The following is a 24,120-nucleotide window of genomic DNA, read 5'->3' as shown; positions in this document are numbered from 1 at the left end:
GGAGGCGTTCCCTTATGAAATCATCATTCAAAATCATGTTATTCCTCACCATCGCGGCCATGCTCGTCGTCTTTTCCATCGGGTTTGTCTTCGCTAACCGGGCGACGACCGAGCCAGACGTCGAAGGATATGTGATTGAAATAAATGAGTCTGACCGCACCGCACTCGTCATCAGCGGCATCACTGCAGAAGAAGCCACGCTCTCTCCTGACACTCTTTTCGCGCAAAGTGAACCGGGAGACGTAAGTTGGTTCAAGTTTCAAGTAAAGGCGACGTTCGAACAAATCGCTGTCGGGGACCACGTCCACATTTGGAAAAAGACCGGCCCAAGTATCTTAAATACTCCGAACCGGTCTTATGTGAAAAAAGTCGCTGTGATCGACTAATATTGACGTTTGCCGTAACGTTCGCTCAGCCATAGGACTAAAAACGCCAGGCCAACCAACCATCCACTCCAAATGAGCGCTTGCTTCATATCGCCGTTGATTGTCGCCATATAAATCGCAGTGGCAAGTGTCATCGTCTCGCCCGGAATGTTCCCGGCAATCATCATCGTGATCCCGAACTCGCCGATTGACCGTGCGAAACCAAGGACGAAACCGCTCGTCAACGCAGGTAGCAGCAGTGGAATCGTCACGTAAGTGAACAGTTGACGTTCTGACCCACCGAGCACGCGTCCGGCCTCATACCATTCCGCATCGAGTTGTTTGAGCCCGAGACGAATCGTTTGGTAGATGAGCGGAAACGCGGCCAAGGCGGACGCGATGACGTTCGCCTGTTTGGTGAACAAGATGGTGACGGGCAAGAACCCACCGATCCCGTTGTTCCCGAGGACCATCAAGGCGTATAACCCGATGACTGTCGGTGGCAAGATGAGCGGCAGTAAAAACACTGTCTCCAGCAGCCGCTTTCCTTTAAATTGACGGTGATGCATGAAATAGGCCGCTCCGAAGGCGAGGACGAAGGCGCTCACCGTCGCCATCACCCCGACTTCGAATGTGAGTTGAAGTGGAGATTGCGTCATTTGGAAAATCCTTTCGCCAAAAAGTGAGCTTGGATCTCATTATCAAACAAACGCGCATAGATATCGCGGACGTATGGATCATGCGTTAAGCGAACTGCCGGATACGAAATCGCACCCGTCGCTTCAAATGGGACCGACTGAATCGACTCGATGTCCGTCGTGAGTTCCGTTTTATAAACGAATCCCGCATTGGCGTCACCTTGTTCGATGAGCGTCAGCACTTGTCTCACGTTTTGGGCGAACATGACTCGCGGCTCCACTTCCTCCCACACATCTTCCCCTTCGAGCGCCACTTTTGCGTAACGACCGGCCGGGACATTGATCGGATCACCGATGACGATGCGAGCACATGTATTTAAGTCGTCCCACGTCTCCGCGCACGGTTTCCCTTTCGGTGTTACGAGCCACAATTCGTTATGCAAGAACATATCCCGCTCTAGAATCGGGATTTGTAATCGGTCGACATCGTCAACGCTCGCGGCTAAAAAGATATCTGCCGGAGACCCGTGATTGATTTGTGCTCGCAAAGCGCCGCTCCCGTTCGTCACGACCCGAACATCAATCCCATCGAATTCCGCTTCAAGTTGTCGCTCGACCTCTTCCAAAGCCGGTCCTAAGCTCGCCGCTGCTAGGATGGTCACGGTGTCCTCCGAATCTGAACTCGACCAGACTTGACTTAGTAATAAGGCGACTGCCATCCCTATGATGACTCCACTCACCCGTTTCATGATTGATCACTCCTTTGCTTCTCTTTTATCGTAGCGATTGCTTCGCCTCCCATCTGTATCAAACGTCACAAAAATACACCCCTACGTCAGTAGAGGTGTGCCCTTATTAAGCGAACGTGCGCGCCCGCGGGAATAAAATGTTGTTCTCGAGATGAATATGTTCGAACGTATCCGATTCGAGCGCTTCTAACCGTTGATAGACAAGACGATACGTCCCACACGCACCTTCAGGCGGCGTATAGTCGTTCGTGATGTGCCGAAGCTCTTTCAAGATGTCACCCGCTGCTGCATGTTCTGACTCGAGCGAAGCCAAAATGTCATCAAGCTCCCGTCTCGTTTCAGCTGTCGGTGCCGTCTCATGACGAAGCAACGTCGGGAAGTCTTCCGTCTCTTCTTTGACGATATGTTGTTCAAGTTCCACTTTCAATTGATTGAACAATTGGTGAATGCGACCGAGGTGCGGATGATTTTGTCCGTGAACCCGGAACACTTTTGTCACATATGGTGTGAGCTGAGGCAATTCGTCCGTCAAAAACTGGTGATGCTTATAAATGATGTGCTCAATCAATTCCGAAGAAGAAGCGGCATCCCAATCGATGCTCTTCTCGTTCATCTCTTGCTTGCGTTGATAGAGCGCATTGACTTCTTCTAAAATATCTTCTGTCGACCGTTTCGATTTGTCAGTCGCTTCAGCGAGTGGTCGGTTGCCACCACAACAAAAATCGATTCGGTTCCGTTTGAAGATGTCTGCTGCTTGCGGGCATTGTTTGACGATTTCAGATACGTGCGTATCGCCCGTGAATGTCTGTGTCATCTGTCATAACCTCCATATTCGTTTTGACATGTTTAGCGTAGCAAGAGTTTGACGACAAAAATGTGAAATACGTCACATTTAGGTGAACGGGATTGCCTCGTTCCAAATTTGGACACAAAACAGCCCCTCATTTTGTGAGGGGCGTCGATTAATGGGAAGGCGTTTCAAACTGCTCTGCCTCTGTCGATCCGGCCAGTGCCGTCGTCGACGACTGGCCTCCAGAAATGACGAGTGACACTTCATCAAAGTACCCGGTCCCGACTTCGCGCTGGTGACGTGTCGCCGTATAGCCATGCTGCTCCGCCGAGAATTCAGCTTGCTGCAACTCGGAATAGGCAGCCATCCCGCGGGCTTTGTATCCGCGTGCGAGTTCGAACATTCCGAAGTTGAGCGAGTGGAAACCAGCGAGCGTGACGAATTGGAACTTGTACCCCATCGCACCAATTTCTTGTTGGAACGTTGCGATTTCCTCGTCTGACAGCTTCTTCTTCCAGTTGAACGAAGGTGAGCAGTTGTAAGCAAGCAGTTTGCCCGGATATTTCGCGTGAATCGCATTTGCGAATTGGCGTGCCTCATCCAAATCGGGCTCGGACGTCTCGCACCAGACGAGGTCGGCGTACGGTGCGTAGGCAAGACCACGCGCGATTGCCTGCTCGATGCCTGCCTCGGTGCGGTAAAACCCTTCCGGTGTCCGGTCACCGACGATGAACGGATGGTCGATTGGGTCGATGTCGCTCGTAATCAAATTCGCCGCGTGAGCATCCGTCCGGGCGACGATAATCGTCGACACTCCCATGACGTCTGCCGCGAGCCGAGCGGCAATCAAGTTTTTCACGGCCGTCTGTGTCGGTAGCAACACTTTTCCGCCGAGATGTCCGCACTTCTTCTCCGACGAAAGTTGATCCTCAAGATGGACACCGGCTGCCCCCGCCTCAATCATCGCCTTCGTCAGTTCGAACACGTTGAGCACACCGCCGAAACCGGCCTCCATGTCAGCGACAATCGGGGCGAACCAATGCGTATCGCCTTTTCCTTCCGCCGTTTGGATTTGGTCGGCGCGTTGAAGTGCCTGATTGATCCGTTTGACGACGCTCGGCACCGAATTGGCCGGATACAGGCTTTGATCCGGATACATATGTCCCGACAAGTTCGCGTCGGCGGCAACTTGCCAACCGCTCAAATAGATGGCCTCAAGACCAGCCTTTACTTGCTGGATGGCCTGGTTCCCCGTCAACGCCCCGAGCGCGTGGACGTAGTCCCGCTCGTGGAGTAACTCCCATAACCGTTCCGCTCCTTTTGTCGCGAGCGTATGTTCAATCAACACCGATCCCCGAAGTCGCATCACGTCTTCAACTCCGTATGGACGTTCGACCCCAGTAAATCGTTCCGACTGTATCATTTCCTCAACTTGTGCGCGTTGTTCGTTCATATCCATTCCTCCTGTATTATATTAATTCATGATTTAATCATTTGTTATATAACAGATGGTGCATGCTTAATCCAAGTATGCGCAACACTCAAGCGCCGACTTGAAGGACGAGTGTTCCATGCCGCAGCAGCGACAGACGTTTTCTTCATCACGTTCTTCCGGTTTGCGGAACACGACAACTTCTTCGACTGGCTCTCTCATGATTTGGAGCGATCCGTCGGCCCGATCGAGGACGAGACGCATCAAATCGTTCCCATAGACGAACGCCGTGTTCGCGAGCGTCGCTGTCGATTCCCCTGAGATGATTCGACGGACGACCCAACGTTCAATTAACTGTTCGCTTTCAATTTTTTTCGTTGTCATAATGATGCTCCTCCTTTTAAATTCGGTTCTAATGTCACTTGTTGTAAAAACTGTCGACGGCGCCGGTGCAAAATCGGTTCCGTATATCCGTTCGGCGACTCGTCGCCTTCGAACACTAAATCTTTCGCCGCTTGATAGGCGATTGAACGCTCCACGTCAGGCGTCATCGGACGATAATGCGGGTCCGACGCGTTCTGCGCGTCGACGACACCGGCCATCCGGACGAGCGTCGCTTCCACTTGCTCTCGACTACAGACGCCATGATACAACCAGTTGGCCACGTGCTGACTCGAGATGCGGAGCGTCGCCCGGTCTTCCATTAAGCCGACATGATGAATATCGGGCACTTTCGAGCAGCCGACACCTTGTTCGACCCAACGTACGACATATCCGAGCAAGCCTTGCAAGTTATTCTCGAGCTCCTCGTTCACGTCTTCGTCCGTGTAGTCACGCGTGGCAAGTGGAATCTCAAGCAACCGACTTCGTTCCATCACATGATCGAACGAACGAGCGGCCACTTCGCGTTGGACGTCAAAGGCGTCGACTTGATGGTAATGGAGCGCATGAAGCGTGGCCGCCGTCGGTGATGGGACCCAGGCCGTCGTCGCCCCGGATCGGACATGATTGATTTTTTCGCGCATCATCTCGCCCATACGGTCCGGCATGGCCCACATTCCTTTCCCGATTTGTCCGCTTCGGTGGAATCCGGCGTCGAGTCCTACCCGGACGTTCGACCGTTCATACGCGTCGAGCCAAGCCGAGGCTTTCATCTCACCTTTTCGGCGCATCGGTCCGAGCGTGAGCGAGGAGTGAATCTCATCCCCGGTCCGGTCGAGGAAGCCTGTATTGATAAAGACGATGCGCTCTTTCACTCGTTCAATGCAGTTCTTTAGATTGAGCGACGTCCGACGCTCCTCGTCCATCACACCAACTTTAATCGTGTGACGCGGCAGCTCGAGCACATCTTCAATCGCGTCGAACAAATCATTCGTGAAGGCGACTTCTTTCGAGCCATGCATTTTCGGTTTGACGATATAGATCGAACGTTCGCGAGAATTTTGTCTAGCGTCGAGATGACGGCTCGAGATGAGCGCTGTGAAAATCCCGTCCAGGATGCCCTCTGGCACTTCACGCCCTGCCTCATCAAGCATCAAATCCGTCGTCATCAAGTGTCCGACGTTGCGAATGAACAAGAGCGACCGTCCCGGTAGCGTGACTTCACGTCCTTCCGGTCCGATATAATGCCGGTCCGGGTTCAATTTCCGTGTGAGTCGTCTCCCGCCTTTCGTGAATGTCGCCTCGAGTGTTCCGTCCATGAGACCGAGCCAGTTCGAGTAGAGCTGGACTTTCTCTTCGGCGCACACGGCCGCGACCGAGTCCTCACAGTCGATGATGGCCGATAACGCTGATTCGAGCTCGATATCGACAAGTCCCGCTCGATCTGTTTTTCCGATTGGATGGTTCCGGTCAAACTTCAGCTCGACGTGAATCCCGTTGTGGACGAGCAGGAGCTTCTTCGGATCACTCGCCTCTCCGACGTAGCCGACGAGACAATCGTCTTGGAACGCGATGCGGTTCCCTTCGATGATGGCGTACGGCCTGCCCTCTGACACGAGATAACCGTCCGTTTCCTCATGTGAGCCTTCCCCAAGCGGAAACTTATCGTCGAGAAACTGTTTGGCGTAGGCGATGACCTTCGCCCCCCGTTCCGGATTATATCCAGCCGTCGGCTCCTCGTCCGTGTCGATGACGTCCGTTCCGTACAAGGCATCGTACAAGCTGCCCCAGCGAGCATTCGCTGCGTTCAACGCATAGCGCGCATTATCGAGCGGGACGACGAGTTGCGGACCGGCCTGGACGATTTCTGCGTCGACGTTCGTGACGTCGATCGTAAAGTCTGGAACGATTGGCTCGATGTAATTGATGTCTTGCAAAAATTGTTTGTATTGGTGCTGATCAAAGGTTGGTCCATGTTCCTTGTACCAGTTCTGTAACAGTCGTTCGTATGCTTCTCGTTCTCGCAACAATGCCTCGTTCCGTTCTGTGAAGTCGTCTAAAATTTGACCGACCCCAACCCAAAACTGTTGCCGTGAAGCCTCTTCGGGCAACACCCGCTCGGCAATCAAGTCGACCAGCGTACGATGGACACGATATGTGCCGATTCTTACGTATTGTTCCAAACCATCACATCCTCCCGAATAATTGTTATATATCAGTTGAATATAATATAGACTATTATATAACAGTTTGACAACAGTTTTTTTGAATCTTTTTATTTGCCTTCTCTCTTCAAACCGATTAGGATGAATTGTGTGACCTATCAATGATTGATTCATCAATTAGTTTTAAGGAGGATGTCTCATGCGCGACGCCTGTTCGCTCAGCGACGAAATCCTTTACCACGTCATCACCGTACAAAAAGAACTCGCCCAACTGTTCGATACGGAAATGGACGGACTCAGTTCGACCCGCTTCGATATTTTGAGCAACTTGCATCACGTCGGACCGTTACGTCAACGTGAACTGCAACAACGGGTCGGAGTCGACCATGCCGCCATTACGCGTCACTTAAAACAACTCGAGACACAAGGCTTAATCACGCGCGAACGATGTCTTCAAGACAATCGAGTCATCTTTGTCGATTTGACGGATGACGGTCGCGAGCGGATTGCACATTGGACCGAGCAAAAGAAGTGCTTGTCGGACCGACTTTTTGTAAACATGAAGGTAGAGGATCAACAACAGCTACTCGAATTGTTAAATACATTACAAACCAACATTCAACACGAAAGGAAGACCCTTATATGAACACGACTACACAAAAAGACTTTATGGAGATCGTCAAAGGACGCCGCTCGATTCGCGTATATGATGAGAACGTCAAAATCTCGAAAGAAGAGATGACACAAATCTTGGAGGAAGCGACGACGGCTCCGTCTTCACTTAACCTGCAACCATGGCGCTTCGTCGTCATCGATAGCGCGGAAGGGAAAGACACGCTCCTCCCGCTCGCAAGCTTCAACAAACGCCAAGTCGAGACGTCATCTGCCGTCATCGCCATCTTCGCCGATTATCAAATGGCCGATTACACAGAAGAGATTTTCGATACGGCCGTTGAACGTGGCCTCATGCCTCCAGACGTCCGTGACCGCCAAGTCGACATGATTACAGGCATCTTCAAAGATGCGCCGAAAGAATCGATCAAAGACAGCATCTTGCTCGACTCAGGTCTCGTCGCGATGCAGCTCATGCTCGTCGCCCGCGCCCACGGCTACGACACGAACCCGATCGGTGGCTACGACAAAGCGAACATCGCGGAAGCGTTCGGCCTCGAGAAAGAGCGCTATCTTCCGGTCATGCTCCTCTCAATCGGAAAAGCCGCGGAAGACGGTTACCAATCGGTCCGCTTCCCAATCGACCGCATCACAGACTGGAAATAAGCAAAAGCTCAAGCGCCTCGGCGCTTGAGCTTTTTTTATCCGATGTATTTGACGACCTCATTGAAGTCACGGCGTGTCTTCGGCGCGAAGTCACGGGCCCGATGTCCGAACGCGACCATGACCGAGAGCGACCAGGCGCCTCGTTCCATGACGCCTTCTGAAATCAATAATTCGTCAATCTCCGCTTGATTGAACCCTTCGATCGGGCATGAGTCGACGCCGATTTGGGCAGCGGCCGTCATCATGTTGCCGAGCGGGATATACGTTTGGCGTTTAATCCACTCTTGGAACACACGCTCGTCGTCCAACAGTCGATAATCTTGTTCTTGGAACTCACGGACACGTTTTACCCGAAGGGCGTACTCGTCTTCCGTCCGTCCTTGGACGTCCGTGACGATATGACGGATATAGTCCGAGTCGTAGCGCATCGCTTCAGGCGTCCGCGCCAAGATCAACACGAAATGGCTTGCCGTCAACGCCTGCCCTTGCGCCCCCCAAGCATGGTCTTTAATCTTTTGGAGCAAGTCTTCGCGACGAACGACGACGAACTGCCAAGGCTCGAAACCGAACGAACTTGGTGACAGGCGGCCTGTCTCCAAGATGAATTCGAAATCTTCCTCATCGATTTTGCGGTCCGCGTCGAACTCCTTCGTCGCTTGACGCCAACGATACGCGTCTAAAATCTCTTCTTTTTTCACGATGATCCACTCCCCATTCACCAAGATGACTCCATCATATCAAAACGATAAATGAGAAAGCGCTCATGAAGATTCTTCAAGGGCAATCGGACGTCCTGCACGTAGCGAAACGGCGTCTCATCGTTCAGAAAATGTAAGTACTCATCGGCTGGATAATAGAGGATGAGATCGACCGGACGCGGCGTTCGCTCGACCGAGTCGATGATATTCGCGACGACCTGCCGGAACACGTTCACCGAGAACGGGTTGAAGAAGTAAAAGCGGTTCGCCTCAGCCGGCACCTCAAACTGTTCGGCGTAGCCGCGGACGAGCTGAACACTGCCACGCGTCCGGTGTTTCTTGGCGTAGTTCATCCAATTCTCAAGTGCCGCTTCGTGGAAGCCGCCATCCATCTCGATGCCAATGGCCCGAACTCGGAACGTATAGGCGAGATAAAACGGGAGGCGCCCTTTCCCCGAACCGAAATCGACGACCGTGTCCGTGGCCGCGAGCGGATAGGCGTCACGCAACAAGTCGAGCGCCTCATAAGGAGTCGGTTCATAGCGGTGGTATTCGGCCGAGGCCGGGAACCCTTGTTGCGGTTTCGCCGTCTCGATTTGAAGCAATCGTTCATAGTCTTGTTCAGTCATAAATCTGTCCTTTCTTGGATGGCGCGGAAAAATGGATGACGCTCCATCTCTTGTTTGAACGCCTGTCGTTCTTGCCACATCACGTAGCCGACATAGAGCGGGATGAGCAACTTGAACCAGCTCGGCACGAGGAGCATCCCTGTGACGGCAAGCGGGATGAGACGTAGCCATAAGTTCCGATGACGCGGCGTCCGTATATAGAGTAAGATGGCCGACGTACGCCGGGCGGTCCCAAACCGATTCGGTCTCGGTCGATAGAGCGGACGCTTGCGCCGGCTCGGCTTCTCGATTGCGCCCGACGTGGATAATAATGCCCGGTCAAAAGCGGTACGCAGCGCCTCACTACGTTCGAGTTCTTGGCTAAGAAATGGATGACGCGTCATCCACCCCTCTCCCACATATATCGCAACCGCCACGAGGCCGCTACCGAGAACGACCGCCCCTAAAGGCGAATCGCTGAGGAGCGCATACATACAAACGAACGTCACACACGTGACCGTAACTCGTAACATCCAATTGCTGCGCCGGACCGTCAATTGATAACGGATCCACGTATGAAGCCCGGTCAAAAACAGGAGGCTGATCCCAAATGCGGATATGGAGACAACGGGCCAACCGTCAAGCCAAAGCACGGGGATGAACATCAATAGGACAAAGAGGAGCGTTGAACCTAGTTTGATGGCGTGATAAAGCAACGAACCGTGCTTCAATTTATGAATCAAAGAACGTTTGGCCACCAGTGTCACGTCCGCCCGTTCGACCCAGACGAAAAACGGATTTCTAAGGAGTACGATTCCAATTCCAAGCGTCCAAACGAACATCGGTACTTGGCTCACCCATCTAAGCTCGCCTTGCCAAAGCAATCGGTATTGGTACCCGAGAAAGATGGCGAACGGAATGACGCCGTACAGAACGACTGTCCAATCCAAGATGAGCCGCCACGTCTTCCACTGTTTGGTCACATGGGTGCGGACACGTCTAACGAACAGCTGATGTTCATTCATCGCATGGCCACATCTTCCATCATGTCGAACAGCGACTCGCCTTCGGTTTGCAGGCTGAGACGCAATTCATCTTTCGTCCCACTTGCGAGCATGCGTCCGTCATCGATCCAGACGAAGCGGTCGCATAACCGCTCTGCCGTATCGAGGACGTGGGTGACGAGAAGCACCCCGGTGCCTTGACGGCGTTCCGCTTCAAGTAAACGAAGCAACTGAATCGTCGTCGTCGCGTCGAGTCCGACGAACGGCTCATCGACAAGGAGAAACTTCGCCTCTTGGATGAGCGCCAACAGAATCATCGCTTTTTGCTTCATCCCTTTTGAGAACGAGGCGATATAGTCGTACCGGACCGTCTCGAGCCGAAACAGACGCAGCAATTCGTCTGTCCGCTCGCGAGTGTGAACACTCGTCAATTCCAATACGAGAGCGATATGTTCCTCGAGCGTCAAATAATCATAGTAAACCGGTTGCTCGGGGATATAGGCGTAGCGGTCGATTTTCACCGTTCCACGCATCCACGGGATTGTTCCGGTGAGACAGGCGAGCGTCGTGCTCTTCCCGGCCCCGTTCGACCCAATCATCCCAACGATTTCGCCCGGTCGGACCTCAAATTCGATGTCCTCAATGACCGACTCACCGCGTTCATACCCGGCTTGTTCAATGTGAACGTCCATTCGAACCTCCTTCGCAAAAAGTCGCCTTTTCAGGCGACGTCATCGAACGATATTGACCGAAGAGAAAACGAACTTGTCATAGCGGTGCCGGGCGAATGAATATTCGAACGGCTTCCCGTTACTCAAGTAAACGACTTGTTCGACTTCGATGATTGGGTCAGTAATGTCATTCTTCAAGTAGCGTTGGTCGTACTCGTCAGGCTTGTCGGCTCGAATCATCTTGTGTGAACTCGTAATCGTGTAACCGAGCTCCTGTTGGATGTAGCTATAGACCGACTTCTCTAAAATTTTACGCGACAGTCCTGTAATTAGATTGGCGACCATGTACGTCAATTCGATGACATACGGCTCTTCGTCCACATAGCGGACACGACGAATCTCATAGACTGGTTCCGTCAGCTCAATCATCAAATGGTCGGCGACTTCCTGGGTCGGGAACTTCACTTCGAAATCGAGCACTTCACTGCGCAAACTGCGGTCGCCGATGACTTGCGTCAATCCTCTCGTCTCTTTACTGATGATATTGATGCGTTCTTTTTGGAAACTGGCCGGCAAGATGAACGTCCCTTTGCCACGCTTCCGATAAATCAAGCCTTCCATCACGAGAATTTCGAGAGCGCGCTTCATCGTCATACGGCTGACACCAAATTCTTCTGCCAATTGAATCTCATCTGGGAGCGGTGTTTCGAGTTCATAAGCCTGTTCATTGATCCGATGCCGAATCTCATCCGCAATCGATTCATATTTTGGTTTTTTCTTTGTAGACATATTCCACCTCATGTATAGACATATACAAATAATATATCAAAAAAAGCTGACAAAGAGTAGGTCCTTGTCAGCTTTTCCTATTATTCTATAAATCCATGATTGGTAATCACTTGTTTGAACCAGTGACCAGACTTTTTAACGGTCCGCTCTTGGGTCGCCAAGTCGACACCGACGAACCCATAGCGGTTCTTATAGGCGTTGCTCCATGACCAGTTGTCCATGAACGTCCATAAATGGTACCCTTTCACGTTCGCACCTTCTTCGAGCGCCCGATGCGTCCATTTCAAATGCTCGCGAATGAAATCGATCCGGTAGTCGTCTTGGACGCTGCCGTCGGTGTCACGGTAACGTTCTTCTCCTTCAACGCCCATCCCGTTCTCAGAAATGAAACACGGGATGTTACCGTAGTTGTCTTTCAAGTTGATCAAGATGTCATAGACGCCCTGCTCATAAATTTCCCAACCACGATACGGGTTCATCTTGCGACCCGGCATCTCATAGAAGTCGAACAAATTCTCTGGTAGGAACGGCGCATCAGAATTCGGAAGCGATGCCTTTGCCTTGACCCGACGCGGTTGATAGTAATTGATGCCAAGGAGGTCGATCGTGTTCGTCCGAATGAGATCCAAGTCGCCCGGCTGCATCTCCGGCATCGCGCCTTGTTCCTGTAACACGTCGATGAGTTCTTCAGGGAACGTCCCGAGCACGGACGGGTCCAAGAACGAGCGGTTGAAGATGGCGTCGGCCAAGCGTGATGCCTTCAGATCGGCCGGATGTTGGCTGCGCGGATACGACGGCGTCAAATTCAGGATGATTCCGATTTGACCGGCCTGTTCCCGCTCCCGGTGCGCCTGAATGGCGAGCGCGCTCGATAAGATCGAATGGTAAGCGACTTGAACGGCACGCTTGAAATCGACGACGTTCGGATAGTGGAAATCGTACAAATAGCCGCCTTCGACCGGTACGATCGGTTCGTTATGGGTGAACCATGTCGTCACACGGTCTCCGAAAAGTTCGAAACACGTCTTCGCGAACTGTACGTAAGCGTCGACGACGTCACGTGACTCCCAGCCGCCTCGGTCTTGAAGCGCCATCGGCATGTCGAAGTGATACAAGTTGATGAACGGCTCGATGTCATGATCGATGAGGCAATTAATCACATTGTTATAGAACGTGATCGCCTCTTCATTCACCTCACCGACGCCTTCTGGGAATAGACGTGACCACGAGATTGAGAAACGGAACGTGTTATGTCCGAGCTCCTTCATGAGTGCGATGTCTTGCTCGTACAAATGATAGAAGTTAGACGCCTCCGTCGCGCTGACGCCATTGAAGAATCGGTTCGGCTGTTGCATATACCAATAATCCCAAATATTTAAGCCTTTGCCTCCCTCAAACGCCGCACCTTCCATTTGCGTCGCCGAAGAGGCCGTCCCCCACCAAAAATCGGTCGGGAATTGATACGTCACTGCTGCTGATGTTTTCGTTTCTGTCGGGTTCGTCATAAACTTTCTCTCCCTTATTCTCTATTTCTCATTCATACCGCTTCGTCTTTATGGTTAGCGGCTTCTTCCTGTTCTTTCTTCAAGTTCAAACGGTCAATAAATTTAAGGAATGGGAACCAGACCGCCAAGATGATCAAGAAGTTGACGAGTTGTAGCAATCCGCCGGCAAGTGAGTTCGTCGCCATCATCCCACTGATGAACATCGGGACGGTCCAAGGTACCGCGACCCCTGTCGGCGGCGGGACGAGCCCTGTCGACATTGCAAAGTAAGTGACTGTGACCGTGATGAGTGGGGCGACAATCCACGGAATCATGATGAGCGGGTTCATGACGATCGGCAGACCGAAAATGACCGGTTCGTTGACGTTAAAAATCCCTGGTCCGAGTGACAGTTTCCCGATTTGTTTCAACTGCTTCGATTTCAAGAACAACAAAATCGCTACGATGACGGCAAGCGTCGAGCCGGAGCCACCAAGGCCGACCGTATAGATTTCGACGAACTGTTTACTGATGATGTTCGGCACATCTCCGGTCGCCGTGTACGCGTTCAAGTTTTCAAGCGACAACGTATTCCAAATCGGATCCATGACCGAGTTGACGATGACTTGTCCGTGCAACCCGAAGAACCAGAACAATTGGACGAAGAAGATGGCGATCAACGTTGGGACGAGACCGTTACCCAATTTAACGAGCGGCTGTTGCACGACGTTGAAGATGACGTCATGTAAGTTCGTATTGAACAAGCTCGTCACACCGATGTTGAGGAGCAAGAAGACCGTGAGCGTCAACAAGGCCGGAACGAGCGCCGAGAACGACTTCGCAACCGCCGGCGGTACGCCGTCCGGCATTTTGATCGTCCAGTTCTTTTGAACGACGAATCGATAAATCTCACCTGAGAGGAAACCTGTAATCATGGCGAGGAACATTCCTTTGGCGCCAAGACGATCGAGCGGGAGGACGTTACCGACCGCTTCTGTCATTCCTTCGACTTCAATGAGGAACGGTGTCAACAAGAGGAACGATACGAGCGAAATCGCCCCACCGAAGACGGCTTCGACGTTGTAACTTTTCGAAAGATAATAGCCAATACCGAAAACGACGAAGATTGACATGATTCCCATCGTGGCCGATGGGGCGTTACCAAGTGACGATTTGAACGCATTCAGCGTCCCTTCCGACATGAACTTGTCTAAGAACGGCAAGTTGGCAATAACGACGACGATTGAACCGAACATGGTAATCGGGAACGCGAGCATGAACGCATCCCGTAAGACTTGCAAATACCGACTGTTATTCAAGTAAGTCGCCATCGGCATGAGCAACTTGCTGATCAATAAGAACATTTTGTTGTCCTGTGACATAGGATTCACCCTTCTTGATTAGGATTTACAATCTTTTGCTCCATCATCTCGATCAGGCTTGCCGTCAAATCGAGCATCGTCTGAGTCGACATGAGATGGTCTTCGGCGTGAAGGAGCAACAGTGACATGTCCGTCTTCTCCCCGTTCGCCTCTTTTTGAATTTGACCGAAGTGCGTCTGATGCGCTTCTTTTAACTGTTCACGTGCTGTCGCTAGCTGCGCTTCAAACGCTTCGTAGGAACCGTTCTTATACGTTTGGATTGCTTCTTGAATCGTGCTCCGAGCGTTCCCGCTATGCAAAATCATCATGAACGCCATCTGTTCTAACGTTAACTCTTCCGTTCCTTCCATGACTTCACCCCATCAATTTGATTGCTTGCTCATACGCTGCTTTCCCATTCGCCGTTCCGTAGGCCATCATGTCGATGACTTCGACCGGTTTCGATGTTTGCGCTTTCAATTTGTCGAGCAAAAAGCGCATTTGCGGTCCGATGAGGATGACGTCCGCTTCTTCCATCTCCTTACCGACCTGGTCTTGACCGACTGCCCAAATTTTCGCTTCGTCCCCGATTGACGCCGCGTGCTGTTGCATTTTCGTGACGAGCAGGCTCGTCGACATTCCTGAACTACAAGCAAGTAATACCTTCTTCATGTTCGACCACTCCTTTTTTGAAATCGTTTACAAGTTTTATTATACACATGATTTATTTCATGTATATACTTGATTTAAAGTTTGTTTAGTTTTTAAATTTAAAAGTGTATATGATAATAAATGAGAGTGAGGGAATTGACGATGAAAATCATCCCGTTACAGCCGCATTATCAATATCGTCTTTGGGGAGGCGACCGCTTAAAGCGTTTTGGTTTTTGTTTTGATGAAGTCTCGATCGGCGAAGCATGGACCGCCTCGGCGTTGCCGCAAGGCAGTTCCGTCGTGTCTGCCGGATCGCATATTGGGACAACGCTAGACGACCTTTATGCCACGCATCCAGAACTGTTCGGCATTAACTCACCTGTATTTCCGTTATTGATCAAGTGGATTGACCCGAACGATGATTTATCGATTCAAGTGCATCCTGATGACGAGCTCGCGCAGTCGCTCGAGGGTCAACCGTATGGAAAGAATGAATGCTGGTACATCCTCGACGCGCCAGAAGGGGGAGAAATCATCTACGGGCATACGTTCGAGTCGAAAGAGACGTTACAACAGGCGCTCGAGGCTGGTGATGTCATGTCCGGTTTAATTCGAAAACCTGTCAGCCGCGGCGATTTTTTATACGTGCCGGCCGGGACTGTCCACGCTTTGACGAAAGACGTATCTGTTCTCGAGATTCAACAAAGTTCGGATACGACGTACCGTCTCTATGATTACGGACGCACTGAACCGACGACGGGCCGCACACGTGATCTCCACGTCAATCAAGGTACCCTTGCCTCCTTCGCACCCCATCTCGACTATGTGGAACCTGCCCTGTCACTGGATCATTTCCGAACGCAGTTGACGCGCAATCCGTATTTCTTCGTCGAAAAATGGACGATCGAACGCGAAGAATCCGTCTCGACGGACACGTTCCGTTTGCTCTCGGTCGTCGAAGGGACACTTGAGATTGACGGTTCGGCCTTCGAGATCGGTGCGACGTTGCTTTTGCCAGCGGGTCAGTCATTTCAGTTAGACGGAACGGCCACGTGCCTCGTCACCGGTGTATCCTCTCCAACGAAACAAAAAGCCCGCATCGGCATCGATTTGGGCGGCACAAACACACGAATCGCCGTCGTGTCGACAGAAGGGCGTCTCGAGAAACAATATAAATTGAAGACACAGCCGCACCTTGCGCTCGACACCTTGTTGAACCAAATCAAGCTTGCCGTCGAACGATTCCAACTCGAATATGACATCACGCACGTCGGCATCGCGGCACCGGGTCCGCTCGACTTAAAACGAGGTGCGTTCTTGACCCCGCCGAACCTCCCGAACTGGCACCATCAGACAATCGTGGAGCCGCTATGCACTCTGCTCGGCCTACCTGTCACGTTAGAGAATGATGCCAATGCGGCAGCGCTCGCCGAAGCGAAATTTGGGGCCGGTCGTCATGTCGACTCCGTCTTTTACGTCACGGTCAGCACAGGTATTGGCGGCGGTTTCGTCTATAAGCAAAATTTGATTAGCGGGGCTCATGGTAGCGCCGGGGAAGTCGGCAATATGATCATTCGTACGGACGGACCAGCACATCCGACGCTGAACGTCGGAGCGCTTGAGACGCATGCGAGTGGAACGGCACTTCACGAACGTGCCCGCACTAAAGGAATGACTGATTCGATGACGCTTTTGACAGACGAAATCGAATGCAGCACGTTCGTCGAGGATTTAGCGACCGGTCTCGCCAATATCATCCACACGGTCGATCCTGACGTCATCATTCTTGGAGGAGGCGTGACGGCTTCGGCTCCGTTATACTGGAATCAGTTACAAGACGCGGTCGCGATGCGAGTATACCCTCATTTGAGAGGAGCGACCCCCCTCGTCCTGCAGCAATTGCATGGCGACGCTGGCGTCATCGGGGCCGCGTTCTTGCCATAAGGAGTGGAAACAAGACATGCAACATTATTTAGCCATCGATATCGGTGGTACGAGTATCAAATACGGAGTCGTCCAAGCCGACGGCAACCTCCTGTCGAACAAACACGTCCCAACCCCAGCGACGTGGGACGGCTTGCTTGATCAAGTCGATGTGATTTTTAACGAAGCGACCGTTGAGTCCCCGCTCGACGGAATCGCCTTCAGTGCGCCCGGCTCCGTCGACTCGACGACCGGTGTGATTCATGGCATCAGCGCATTGCCGTATATCCACAATCGTCCGTTTCTACAGGCGTTCGAAGACCGTTACGACTTACCGGTCACCGTCTTGAACGATGCCAATGCGGCAGCACTTGCAGAAGGATGGAACGGTGCGGCCGCATCCGTGAAACGTTATGCGACCGTGGTCATCGGTACCGGCATCGGTGGTGCCTTCGTCGACTCGGACGTCCTCATGGTCGGGTCACACTTCCACGGCGGTGAGTACGGGTACTGGATTTTGGACCCGAACTTGCCGCATCCAGATGGAACATGGAGCGCCATCGGTTCGACGGCCGTCCTCGTCAAGCGTTGCAGCGAACAGCTCGGTCGTCCACTTACCGGAAAAGACGTGTTCGCGCTTCAAACCAATCCGGTCATCCAAACGGAATTAGAGCGCTTCTATCGCTGGAACGCAATCGGCATGTACAATCTTCAATTCGGACTCGACCCGGAGCGGATTTTAATCGGTGGTGGCATCAGTCGCCGTCCGGAAGTCCGAGACGGCATCAAACGACACTTGGATGCGCTCTGTGATGCGTTCGGGACGTTCCACATCGATCTCGAGACGTGTGCCCACTTCAACGCGGCCAACTTGATCGGGGCCGCACGGTTTCACATGTTAGCGCAGTGAAAAAAGGGTTTCCACCACGAGTCTGTGATGGAAACCCTTTTATTGTGCCAGGCGATCTTCATGGAGGTGATGATATACCTCGTCTCGAATCGCTTCGAGCGTACGGTCATGGACAATCATATGCTCCCGAATCGTCCGGTTGACGCGTTCATTAATCTTTCCGGCCTCTAAGTATCGATCCAACACAGGAAGGCTGAAGTCGTCAATCGGCAAATAGGCGATAGGAGTCACGGCGGACCCCGATTTCACAGAGACTTGCACGCCGTTCACTTCTGGAAAGAAATAAGATTCATAATACGGTTCGACGACCAGTTCTGCTTTCGCCGCATCGCGGACTTCTGGAATCGTCGTCGGCAACGCGATGAAATATACCATTTGATCGAACGAGAACGAGACGTCTTTCAATGAGACACCGAGTGCCGTAGCGTGGCGTCGCGCCAGGTTGCCTGTCACGAAACGATAACACGGCTGACTCGTCAATAAAATCGAACCGATAAAGGCGACGGTCATAATCATGACACTGAATTCGGTCATAACGTTACCCCTTCCCAACGACAGACTTGGTTTTTCCCTTTTGATTTGGCTGCATAGAGGGCTTGATCGGCACACTCAATCAACTGTTCGAGGGACTGTTCATGAAGGGTATGCTTTGAAGCGACGCCGAAGCTGAGCGTCAACTGCCCACCCGGTTGTCGCTCTCCGTTCATAAAGTTCGTTCCGAGCACGGCGCTGCGGATCGTTTCCGCCACCTGTGCCGCCTCGACCTCGTCATACTGCGGCAATAGGACGACGAACTCTTCGCCACCGAACCGATACGCCATCTGTTCATCCGGCACGCTTCGTCGAATGACACTCGCGAGTCGCGTCAACAACTCGTTTCCAGCCAAGTGCCCGTTCGTGTCGTTGAAGTGCTTGAAATAATCGATATCCATGACAATCAGTGACAGCTCGTCCGTTTCGCACTCCCGGAATAAGACGTCCAGATCTTGTTCGAATGAGCGATGGTTTTTAAGACGCGTCAAGCCGTCGCGAAGTGCCAATGTCTCGATACGTTGATACAACATCGTTTGATGGAGCGCGAGCGAGGCTTGCTCCGCAATCGGACGGACACTATCAATCTTTTGAGGGGTGATCGGCTTTTTGTTGACAACGTTATCGATGACAAGGAGTCCGTAAGGGATTCCTTGATGGTGAAGCGGGAAAATCGTACACTCATCCATTTGTAAATCGGTATGTAGCATCCGCAGCACCGGGTCATCGGCGATGCTCGCGTAGACATGGAGCGGTCGTCCTGAATCGAGCGTCTGTTTGAACAGGTGGTTGCCATGAAACGGGATCGTCATCTTCCGAATTCGTTCGTTCAACTGTTCATCGTGCGTCGAGTCCGTCTCCTTCTCATCAATCAGTCCTTGGAGGTCATAATGTTGGCGCGTAATTTCTTCCCAAATTTGAAAGCCGTCTTCTGGATTCATCGGTCCTGTTCCCATCACTCCGTAAATGCTATCTTTTTCCAAATCCGCAAAAAAGATGATTGAACGGTTAAACCCGAGCCCGTGCCCCGCTGTCACCGATGTCAAAATCGTTTGCAGCAATCGGTCCGGATCAAGCGTGTCTTGCATTGTAAAACTGACTTCCCGAAACACGTTCAATTGACGAGAACTTGCCGTCAACATCCGTAACCGTCCCGATCGCTCACGCTTCAACTGTTTGACGTAGCCGAAGAGCAACGCCGCACCTAATCCAAAGAAGACATAACTGAGCAACAGTGGAAAGGATAGTATCCCGGATTGACTGTATACTAAAAGCCAGCTGACCATAATTGCAACAGTCATGCCTTTCCAGTGAAAACAGACGAGTCCCGTCATAATCAACAACAGCACGGACCAATGCAAATCATAAAAGTCGAACAACACCCCGTGCCAAATCACGACGAGACTGCTCGTCCCGGCGAGCAGCCAGCGATTCAGGGCGGGGGTCGTCATCAACCGGAGGATGTTGAGGACGATGGTGATTAGGACAGTGCCGCCAATCAATAAGCCATAAACCATGGTTACCCCTCGTTTCATCGATTCATCTATACATTTGATTATAAATCGAATCCTTGAAGGCGGGACCGAATTCGCCCAATCACTGACCAAACTTTTAACTTCCTTGAAGTATTTTCCATAAGATGTCGAACGTCTTTATCTACCTCTCGTATGAGTGATTTCACATAATCCTTTCGTTTACTTTAGTGGAGTAACGTGGAATGATGGAATTAACTAACCTATTTAAGCGAGGTGGAAGCGTGACCCGTACCGAACATCTAGAAGCTACACGGATTTTACAACATCTATTTAACGCGTCTTCCTTCGTCGGAATCGACTTCGGTTCCGGCCCAAACCATCACCTACTTTACTTTAAACGAGACGGCAACGAGTCTTGGCTCTCAATCGAAGGACCCTGGTACGTCCACTCATCGGGTCCGTCGTTCAACGAAGACGAACAACTCCATCACCTCGTCGGACTGCGACGTGAACGCGTCCGCTCCGTCCGTTTAACAGAAGACAACCCCAACCTTGAACTTACATTTGAATCCGGATCAGTCCTGTTCGTGAACGGTTATCATGAGCAGTACGAGAGTTGGCAGGCCGGGGACGCCCGCCCGCTCGGAGGCGAGCACTTTTTACTCGTCGCCATGCCTCAAGGAGACTTGGCCGTCTTCGCGGAAGATGACGTCTGATGGCAGCCTGGACGGAGATTCTCACGTATATGTTGATTGCCGGCGGCGTCAGTCTCGCCATCATCGTTTTGCGAAAAATCACGAAAGCATAATAAAAGAGCGGCCGCGGCCGCTCTTTTATTATTTCACCGTCTCGTCCTCGAACAAGCTTGCCCCGTTCGTCTGGATGACGTCTTGATACCAGAAGAACGAGTCTTTCCGTGAACGCTCGAGCGTCCCTGACCCGTCGTCGTGCTTATCGACGTAGATGAAACCGTAACGTTTGCTGTACTCCCCGGTCGATGCGCTGACAAGGTCGATACAGCCCCAGCTCGTATAACCGATGACGTCGACACCGTCTTCAATCGCCTCCACCATCGCTTTCAAATGGTCACGCAAGTACTCAATCCGATAATCGTCATGGACCGAACCGTCCGCTTCGACCTTATCATAAGCCCCGAGACCGTTCTCGACGATGAAGAGCGGCAATTCATAACGCTCATACAGTTTGTTCAAAATGACGCGAAGTCCCATCGGATCGATTTCCCAACCCCAGTCGCTTGCTTTCAAGTAAGGGTTTTTCACACCGCTCATAATGTTCCCTGCTGCTTCGTCTTCTGTCTTCTCCGCTTTCTCGGTACGCGACATATAATAGCTGAGTGAGAAGAAGTCGACCGTGTGTGCTTTTAGCGTCTCGAGATCGCCATCTTCCATCACGAGTTCAATCCCGTTCTCACGGAAGAATCGTTTCGCGAACGACGGATATTCACCGCGAACGTGAACGTCGCCGCAGAAGAAGTTCATCATGCGCTCGGCGTCATGCGCGTACCAAATGTCTTCCGGGTTCGAGCTGTACGGATAGACCGGCGCCGCGATGAGCATGCAGCCGATTTGCATCGACGGGTCGATTTCGCGTGCTGCTTTTGTCGCGAGTGCACTTGCCACGAGTTGATGATGCAACCCTTGATATGTCAATTGCAACTGGTCGTCCCCTTCACGGATTGCCATCCCGAGACTGAGCATCGGCATGAATTGGGCCCCGTTGATTTCATTGAACGTGAGCCAATATTTGACCTTGCCTTGGTAACGTTCGAACAAGACACGGCTGTACCGCTCGAAAAATGTCACGAGGCGGCGGTCACGCCAACCACCGTATGCTGTCGCCAAGTGGAGCGGCAACTCATAGTGCGAGATGGTGACGAGCGGCTCAATCCCCTGCGCGACGAGCTCGTCGATGACGCGGTCATAGAATTGAAGACCTTCCTCGTTCGGCTCGAGTTCGTCACCGTTCGGGAAGATGCGCGACCAAGCGATCGACATGCGGAATGTCTTGAAGCCCATCTCTTTGAAGAGAGCGATGTCTTCCTTGTAGTGATGATAGAAGTCAATGCCTTCGTGGTTCGGGTACGTATACTCGTCATGTAACTCGAAATCGAACGTCGGGTCATGGATGATTTTCATCCGGTCCTTGCCGCCCGGCATCACATCCGCGATCGACAGTCCTTTGCCACCTTCTTGATATCCGCCTTCAAATTGGTTCGCCGCTGTGGCGCCACCCCATAAAAAGTTTTTCGCTACTTGTTTCATATCCATTTCCTCCTTTTAGGCTAAGACGCGCAAGACGCCGTGGTTTGGTTCGACGATGCCGCTATGTGTCGGCAAGACATCTAAGTAATTCCCTGTATTTGTGACAATTACCGGAGTTATCGTGTCGTAACCGGCTTGAGCAATGGCTTCTAAATCAAATTTCACCAACACGTCGCCTTCGGTCACTTGTTGTCCGTCTGTGACGAACGATTCGAAATGTTGGCCTCCGAGCTGGACCGTGTCGAGCCCGACGTGAATCAATACTTCGACACCGCTATGCGACCGGAGTCCGATTGCGTGCTTCGATTGATAGACCGTGACGACTTCCCCGTCGAACGGCGCATAGACGACGCCTTCCGTCGGCATGATGGCAATCCCTTTCCCCATCGCGCCGCTCGAGAACACTTCATCGCGAACGGTCTCAAGTGCGACGACTTCCCCTTTGACCGGTGAGGAGACCGGTGTACCGACGTGATCAGTCAAGACAGGTGCTGGTTCGACACGCGGCGACGTTTCTTCCGATGCTACTTCTTTATGGAATGCGAACGTGAGTCCGAACGAGACGAGCGTCGCAACTGCCATCCCAATCAACGCACCATAGAATGTCATATCAAGGCCCGTTGCCGGAATCATGACCGGGATACTGAACACGCCGAGACCACCCATCGCATAAGCGGCCGTCCCGAGCATACCGCCGACGACACCGCCGGCCGCGCCGCCAACCATCCCAAAGACAAACGGTTTTTTACGCGGGAGCGTCAATCCGTAGATCGCCGGCTCGGTGATACCGAACACACCAGCGATCGTCGACGAGGTACCAAGTCCTTTCGTCTTCGGGTCACGCGCCTTCAATGTGATGGCGAGCGTTGCCCCGACTTGACCGAATGTCGCCATGAGGACTCCGACGACGATCGTGTCCATGCCGACGACTGCCAAGTTGTTGATGATAATCGGCACGAGCCCCCAATGGAGACCGAACATGACGAGCACTTGCCAAAATGCACCGATGAAAGCGATGGCGACGACTGGACTGAGTTCATATAAGAACGAGTAGCCGCCGGCGAGACCTTGACTCGCGTATGTTGCGACCGGACCGATGGCGAGGAACGTGAGCGGGACGACAATCAAGAGTGCCATCATCGGGGTCGTGAAGTTACGGACCGCCTCATGCGTGTGTTTGTTGAAGAACGTTTCGACTTTCGATGACACGTACGCCGCCAAGATAATCGGGATGACCGAGGACGCGTAGCTCATCAAGACGACTGGCACCGTGAGGAATGAGAGTGACTCGCCCGCACCTTGTATCGCGACGATAGCCGGATAGACGAGCGCACCCCCGATAATCATCCCAATATACGGATTGCCGCCAAACTTCTTCGCTGCCGAATGGCCGAGGATGACCGGTAAGAAGTAGAAGAGCGCGTCGGCCGCTGCGTTCAAGACGATGTATGTGCCCATGTCTTGTGTCAGTAAGCCGAGGGCGACGAGAATGGCGAGCAACCCTTTCAATAGACCACTACCGGCCATCGGACCGAGAATCGGGGTGAAAATCCCCGCAATCACATCAATCAAACGGTTAAAGACGCCCGTTTTTTCCGTATCGTCGTTCGATGACGTCTGGAATCCACCCGCCTCGACCACGTCTTGATAGACGTATGGGACGTTGTTGCCGATGACAACTTGGAATTGACCGCCGCTTTGGACGACCGTGATGACGCCGTCATGATTTTTTAACGCTTCAGGATTGGCTTTCTGTTCATCTTTCAATTTAAAACGTAGCCGTGTTGCACAATGGAACACGCTTTTGACGTTGTCTTTCCCGCCGACGTGACGAATGATGTCCGCGGCGAGCGTTTTTGTTTGGCTCATACTGTTCACTCCTTCAATTTGGGTAAAAAGAAAACCTAAATGAACGCACACGGGAGGTGTCGT

25 protein-coding genes are annotated in these 24,120 nt (G+C 52.1%); 6 read left to right on the top strand and 19 right to left on the bottom strand.

The genetic code is table 11. From position 1 onward, the window contains the following. The first annotated feature begins 14 nt into the window (after positions 1 to 14). Positions 15 to 386, top strand: a complete 372-nt coding sequence (locus KNP95_RS08810; RefSeq protein WP_214836682.1) for a DUF3221 domain-containing protein — start codon at positions 15 to 17, stop codon at positions 384 to 386. On the opposite strand, the gene modB is transcribed toward KNP95_RS08810, so the two are convergent. The 6 genes from modB to KNP95_RS08780 all read right to left on the bottom strand — a co-directional run bounded on the left by modB (position 383) and on the right by KNP95_RS08780 (position 6,538). Continuing rightward, the gene (modB, locus tag KNP95_RS08805) at positions 383 to 1,024 is read right to left on the bottom strand and encodes a molybdate ABC transporter permease subunit (RefSeq protein WP_214836678.1); all 642 of its coding nucleotides are present in this window, start codon (positions 1,022 to 1,024) and stop codon (positions 383 to 385) included. The two genes, KNP95_RS08810 and modB, sit on opposite strands and share 4 nt — an antisense overlap. Then, on the bottom strand, positions 1,021 to 1,752 hold the full coding sequence (gene modA / locus KNP95_RS08800; protein WP_214836675.1) for a molybdate ABC transporter substrate-binding protein: 732 nt from the start codon (positions 1,750 to 1,752) through the stop codon (positions 1,021 to 1,023). Before modA ends, modB begins: the two co-directional genes overlap by 4 nt. A gap of 106 nt (positions 1,753 to 1,858) precedes the next feature. Further along, positions 1,859 to 2,566: an iron-sulfur cluster repair di-iron protein gene (ric, locus tag KNP95_RS08795; protein WP_021068013.1), complete on the bottom strand. Its 708-nt coding sequence runs from the start codon at positions 2,564 to 2,566 to the stop codon at positions 1,859 to 1,861. 148 nt (positions 2,567 to 2,714) lie between these two features. Beyond that, positions 2,715 to 3,995 (bottom strand): isocitrate lyase, encoded by a 1,281-nt coding sequence (gene aceA / locus KNP95_RS08790; RefSeq protein ID WP_214836672.1) that lies wholly within the window; start codon positions 3,993 to 3,995, stop codon positions 2,715 to 2,717. 66 nt (positions 3,996 to 4,061) lie between these two features. Further along, positions 4,062 to 4,358: a hypothetical protein gene (locus KNP95_RS08785; RefSeq protein WP_021068011.1), complete on the bottom strand. Its 297-nt coding sequence runs from the start codon at positions 4,356 to 4,358 to the stop codon at positions 4,062 to 4,064. Further along, positions 4,355 to 6,538 carry a malate synthase G gene (locus KNP95_RS08780; RefSeq protein WP_214836669.1) on the bottom strand — a complete coding sequence of 728 codons (2,184 nt, stop codon included), beginning with the start codon at positions 6,536 to 6,538 and terminating at the stop codon, positions 4,355 to 4,357. Before KNP95_RS08780 ends, KNP95_RS08785 begins: the two co-directional genes overlap by 4 nt. A gap of 181 nt (positions 6,539 to 6,719) precedes the next feature. Between KNP95_RS08780 and KNP95_RS08775 the strand changes: the two genes are divergently transcribed. Both KNP95_RS08775 and KNP95_RS08770 read left to right on the top strand, forming a co-directional pair. Continuing rightward, a complete protein-coding gene (locus tag KNP95_RS08775) occupies positions 6,720 to 7,166 on the top strand; it encodes a MarR family winged helix-turn-helix transcriptional regulator (protein WP_021068009.1) in 447 nt (148 codons plus the stop codon). Next, positions 7,163 to 7,798 (top strand): nitroreductase family protein, encoded by a 636-nt coding sequence (locus KNP95_RS08770; RefSeq protein WP_021068008.1) that lies wholly within the window; start codon positions 7,163 to 7,165, stop codon positions 7,796 to 7,798. Before KNP95_RS08775 ends, KNP95_RS08770 begins: the two co-directional genes overlap by 4 nt. A gap of 35 nt (positions 7,799 to 7,833) precedes the next feature. Here KNP95_RS08770 and KNP95_RS08765 read toward each other — a convergent pair whose 3' ends face one another. From KNP95_RS08765 to KNP95_RS08725, 9 genes are all read right to left on the bottom strand, one after another. Further along, positions 7,834 to 8,496 (bottom strand): NAD(P)H-dependent oxidoreductase, encoded by a 663-nt coding sequence (locus tag KNP95_RS08765; RefSeq protein ID WP_058765538.1) that lies wholly within the window; start codon positions 8,494 to 8,496, stop codon positions 7,834 to 7,836. Between the two features lie 17 nt (positions 8,497 to 8,513). Next, positions 8,514 to 9,125 (bottom strand): class I SAM-dependent methyltransferase, encoded by a 612-nt coding sequence (locus KNP95_RS08760; RefSeq protein ID WP_021068006.1) that lies wholly within the window; start codon positions 9,123 to 9,125, stop codon positions 8,514 to 8,516. Beyond that, complete coding sequence (locus KNP95_RS08755) at positions 9,122 to 10,129, bottom strand: ABC transporter permease (protein WP_214836666.1); 1,008 nt, start codon at positions 10,127 to 10,129, stop codon at positions 9,122 to 9,124. Before KNP95_RS08755 ends, KNP95_RS08760 begins: the two co-directional genes overlap by 4 nt. Continuing rightward, on the bottom strand, positions 10,126 to 10,800 hold the full coding sequence (locus tag KNP95_RS08750) for an ABC transporter ATP-binding protein (protein WP_131471680.1): 675 nt from the start codon (positions 10,798 to 10,800) through the stop codon (positions 10,126 to 10,128). Before KNP95_RS08750 ends, KNP95_RS08755 begins: the two co-directional genes overlap by 4 nt. 39 nt (positions 10,801 to 10,839) lie before the next feature. Continuing rightward, on the bottom strand, positions 10,840 to 11,568 hold the full coding sequence (locus KNP95_RS08745; RefSeq protein WP_021068003.1) for a GntR family transcriptional regulator: 729 nt from the start codon (positions 11,566 to 11,568) through the stop codon (positions 10,840 to 10,842). Positions 11,569 to 11,648: 80 nt separating this feature from the next. Then, entirely contained in the window at positions 11,649 to 13,073 is a 1,425-nt protein-coding gene (locus KNP95_RS08740) for a glycoside hydrolase family 1 protein (protein ID WP_214836662.1), read from the bottom strand. A 32-nt stretch (positions 13,074 to 13,105) separates the two neighbouring features. Further along, positions 13,106 to 14,416 carry a PTS cellobiose transporter subunit IIC gene (gene celB, locus KNP95_RS08735; protein WP_058765536.1) on the bottom strand — a complete coding sequence of 437 codons (1,311 nt, stop codon included), beginning with the start codon at positions 14,414 to 14,416 and terminating at the stop codon, positions 13,106 to 13,108. 23 nt (positions 14,417 to 14,439) lie between these two features. Then, positions 14,440 to 14,784 (bottom strand): PTS sugar transporter subunit IIA, encoded by a 345-nt coding sequence (locus KNP95_RS08730; protein ID WP_021068000.1) that lies wholly within the window; start codon positions 14,782 to 14,784, stop codon positions 14,440 to 14,442. Positions 14,785 to 14,788: 4 nt separating this feature from the next. Further along, on the bottom strand, positions 14,789 to 15,085 hold the full coding sequence (locus KNP95_RS08725; protein WP_021067999.1) for a PTS sugar transporter subunit IIB: 297 nt from the start codon (positions 15,083 to 15,085) through the stop codon (positions 14,789 to 14,791). 141 nt (positions 15,086 to 15,226) lie between these two features. Between KNP95_RS08725 and KNP95_RS08720 the strand changes: the two genes are divergently transcribed. After that, positions 15,227 to 17,011, top strand: a complete 1,785-nt coding sequence (locus tag KNP95_RS08720; protein WP_058765346.1) for a type I phosphomannose isomerase catalytic subunit — start codon at positions 15,227 to 15,229, stop codon at positions 17,009 to 17,011. Between the two features lie 16 nt (positions 17,012 to 17,027). Next, complete coding sequence (locus KNP95_RS08715; RefSeq protein WP_029596338.1) at positions 17,028 to 17,900, top strand: ROK family protein; 873 nt, start codon at positions 17,028 to 17,030, stop codon at positions 17,898 to 17,900. 39 nt (positions 17,901 to 17,939) lie between these two features. On the opposite strand, the gene KNP95_RS08710 is transcribed toward KNP95_RS08715, so the two are convergent. Continuing rightward, positions 17,940 to 18,434: a hypothetical protein gene (locus KNP95_RS08710; protein WP_021067996.1), complete on the bottom strand. Its 495-nt coding sequence runs from the start codon at positions 18,432 to 18,434 to the stop codon at positions 17,940 to 17,942. After that, on the bottom strand, positions 18,431 to 19,948 hold the full coding sequence (locus KNP95_RS08705) for a sensor domain-containing diguanylate cyclase (protein WP_214715207.1): 1,518 nt from the start codon (positions 19,946 to 19,948) through the stop codon (positions 18,431 to 18,433). The genes KNP95_RS08710 and KNP95_RS08705 overlap by 4 nt, the downstream gene beginning before the upstream one ends. A gap of 200 nt (positions 19,949 to 20,148) precedes the next feature. Between KNP95_RS08705 and KNP95_RS08700 the strand changes: the two genes are divergently transcribed. Beyond that, positions 20,149 to 20,622, top strand: coding sequence for a DUF6188 family protein (locus KNP95_RS08700; protein WP_125318031.1), 474 nt, complete (start codon positions 20,149 to 20,151; stop codon positions 20,620 to 20,622). Positions 20,623 to 20,742: 120 nt separating this feature from the next. On the opposite strand, the gene KNP95_RS08695 is transcribed toward KNP95_RS08700, so the two are convergent. Together KNP95_RS08695 and KNP95_RS08690 are read right to left on the bottom strand one after the other, a co-directional pair. Next, positions 20,743 to 22,194, bottom strand: a complete 1,452-nt coding sequence (locus KNP95_RS08695; RefSeq protein WP_031200425.1) for a glycoside hydrolase family 1 protein — start codon at positions 22,192 to 22,194, stop codon at positions 20,743 to 20,745. A 9-nt stretch (positions 22,195 to 22,203) separates the two neighbouring features. Continuing rightward, complete coding sequence (locus KNP95_RS08690; protein ID WP_058765340.1) at positions 22,204 to 24,057, bottom strand: beta-glucoside-specific PTS transporter subunit IIABC; 1,854 nt, start codon at positions 24,055 to 24,057, stop codon at positions 22,204 to 22,206. Between the last annotated feature and the right edge of the window lie 63 nt (positions 24,058 to 24,120).

Origin of the sequence: Exiguobacterium sp. s36 (genome assembly GCF_018618345.1) — a bacterium.
GTDB classification, from domain to species: domain Bacteria; phylum Bacillota; class Bacilli; order Exiguobacteriales; family Exiguobacteriaceae; genus Exiguobacterium; species Exiguobacterium chiriqhucha.
This window is presented reverse-complemented; position numbering and strand designations above follow the sequence as displayed.

Bases quoted from the DNA above. Each gene is read 5' to 3' on its own strand.
- KNP95_RS08810 (WP_214836682.1), top strand. From the start codon at position 15: ATGAAATCATCATTCAAAATCATGTTATTCCTCACCATCGCGGCCATG.
- modB (WP_214836678.1), bottom strand. From the start codon at position 1,024: ATGACGCAATCTCCACTTCAACTCACATTCGAAGTCGGGGTGATGGCG.
- modA (WP_214836675.1), bottom strand. From the start codon at position 1,752: ATGAAACGGGTGAGTGGAGTCATCATAGGGATGGCAGTCGCCTTATTA.
- ric (WP_021068013.1), bottom strand. From the start codon at position 2,566: ATGACACAGACATTCACGGGCGATACGCACGTATCTGAAATCGTCAAA.
- aceA (WP_214836672.1), bottom strand. From the start codon at position 3,995: ATGAACGAACAACGCGCACAAGTTGAGGAAATGATACAGTCGGAACGA.
- KNP95_RS08785 (WP_021068011.1), bottom strand. From the start codon at position 4,358: ATGACAACGAAAAAAATTGAAAGCGAACAGTTAATTGAACGTTGGGTC.
- KNP95_RS08775 (WP_021068009.1), top strand. From the start codon at position 6,720: ATGCGCGACGCCTGTTCGCTCAGCGACGAAATCCTTTACCACGTCATC.
- KNP95_RS08770 (WP_021068008.1), top strand. From the start codon at position 7,163: ATGAACACGACTACACAAAAAGACTTTATGGAGATCGTCAAAGGACGC.
- KNP95_RS08760 (WP_021068006.1), bottom strand. From the start codon at position 9,125: ATGACTGAACAAGACTATGAACGATTGCTTCAAATCGAGACGGCGAAA.
- KNP95_RS08755 (WP_214836666.1), bottom strand. From the start codon at position 10,129: ATGAATGAACATCAGCTGTTCGTTAGACGTGTCCGCACCCATGTGACC.
- KNP95_RS08750 (WP_131471680.1), bottom strand. From the start codon at position 10,800: ATGGACGTTCACATTGAACAAGCCGGGTATGAACGCGGTGAGTCGGTC.
- KNP95_RS08745 (WP_021068003.1), bottom strand. From the start codon at position 11,568: ATGTCTACAAAGAAAAAACCAAAATATGAATCGATTGCGGATGAGATT.
- KNP95_RS08740 (WP_214836662.1), bottom strand. From the start codon at position 13,073: ATGACGAACCCGACAGAAACGAAAACATCAGCAGCAGTGACGTATCAA.
- celB (WP_058765536.1), bottom strand. From the start codon at position 14,416: ATGTTCTTATTGATCAGCAAGTTGCTCATGCCGATGGCGACTTACTTG.
- KNP95_RS08730 (WP_021068000.1), bottom strand. From the start codon at position 14,784: ATGGAAGGAACGGAAGAGTTAACGTTAGAACAGATGGCGTTCATGATG.
- KNP95_RS08725 (WP_021067999.1), bottom strand. From the start codon at position 15,085: ATGAAGAAGGTATTACTTGCTTGTAGTTCAGGAATGTCGACGAGCCTG.
- KNP95_RS08720 (WP_058765346.1), top strand. From the start codon at position 15,227: ATGAAAATCATCCCGTTACAGCCGCATTATCAATATCGTCTTTGGGGA.
- KNP95_RS08715 (WP_029596338.1), top strand. From the start codon at position 17,028: ATGCAACATTATTTAGCCATCGATATCGGTGGTACGAGTATCAAATAC.
- KNP95_RS08710 (WP_021067996.1), bottom strand. From the start codon at position 18,434: ATGACCGAATTCAGTGTCATGATTATGACCGTCGCCTTTATCGGTTCG.
- KNP95_RS08705 (WP_214715207.1), bottom strand. From the start codon at position 19,948: ATGGTTTATGGCTTATTGATTGGCGGCACTGTCCTAATCACCATCGTC.
- KNP95_RS08700 (WP_125318031.1), top strand. From the start codon at position 20,149: ATGATGGAATTAACTAACCTATTTAAGCGAGGTGGAAGCGTGACCCGT.
- KNP95_RS08695 (WP_031200425.1), bottom strand. From the start codon at position 22,194: ATGGATATGAAACAAGTAGCGAAAAACTTTTTATGGGGTGGCGCCACA.
- KNP95_RS08690 (WP_058765340.1), bottom strand. From the start codon at position 24,057: ATGAGCCAAACAAAAACGCTCGCCGCGGACATCATTCGTCACGTCGGC.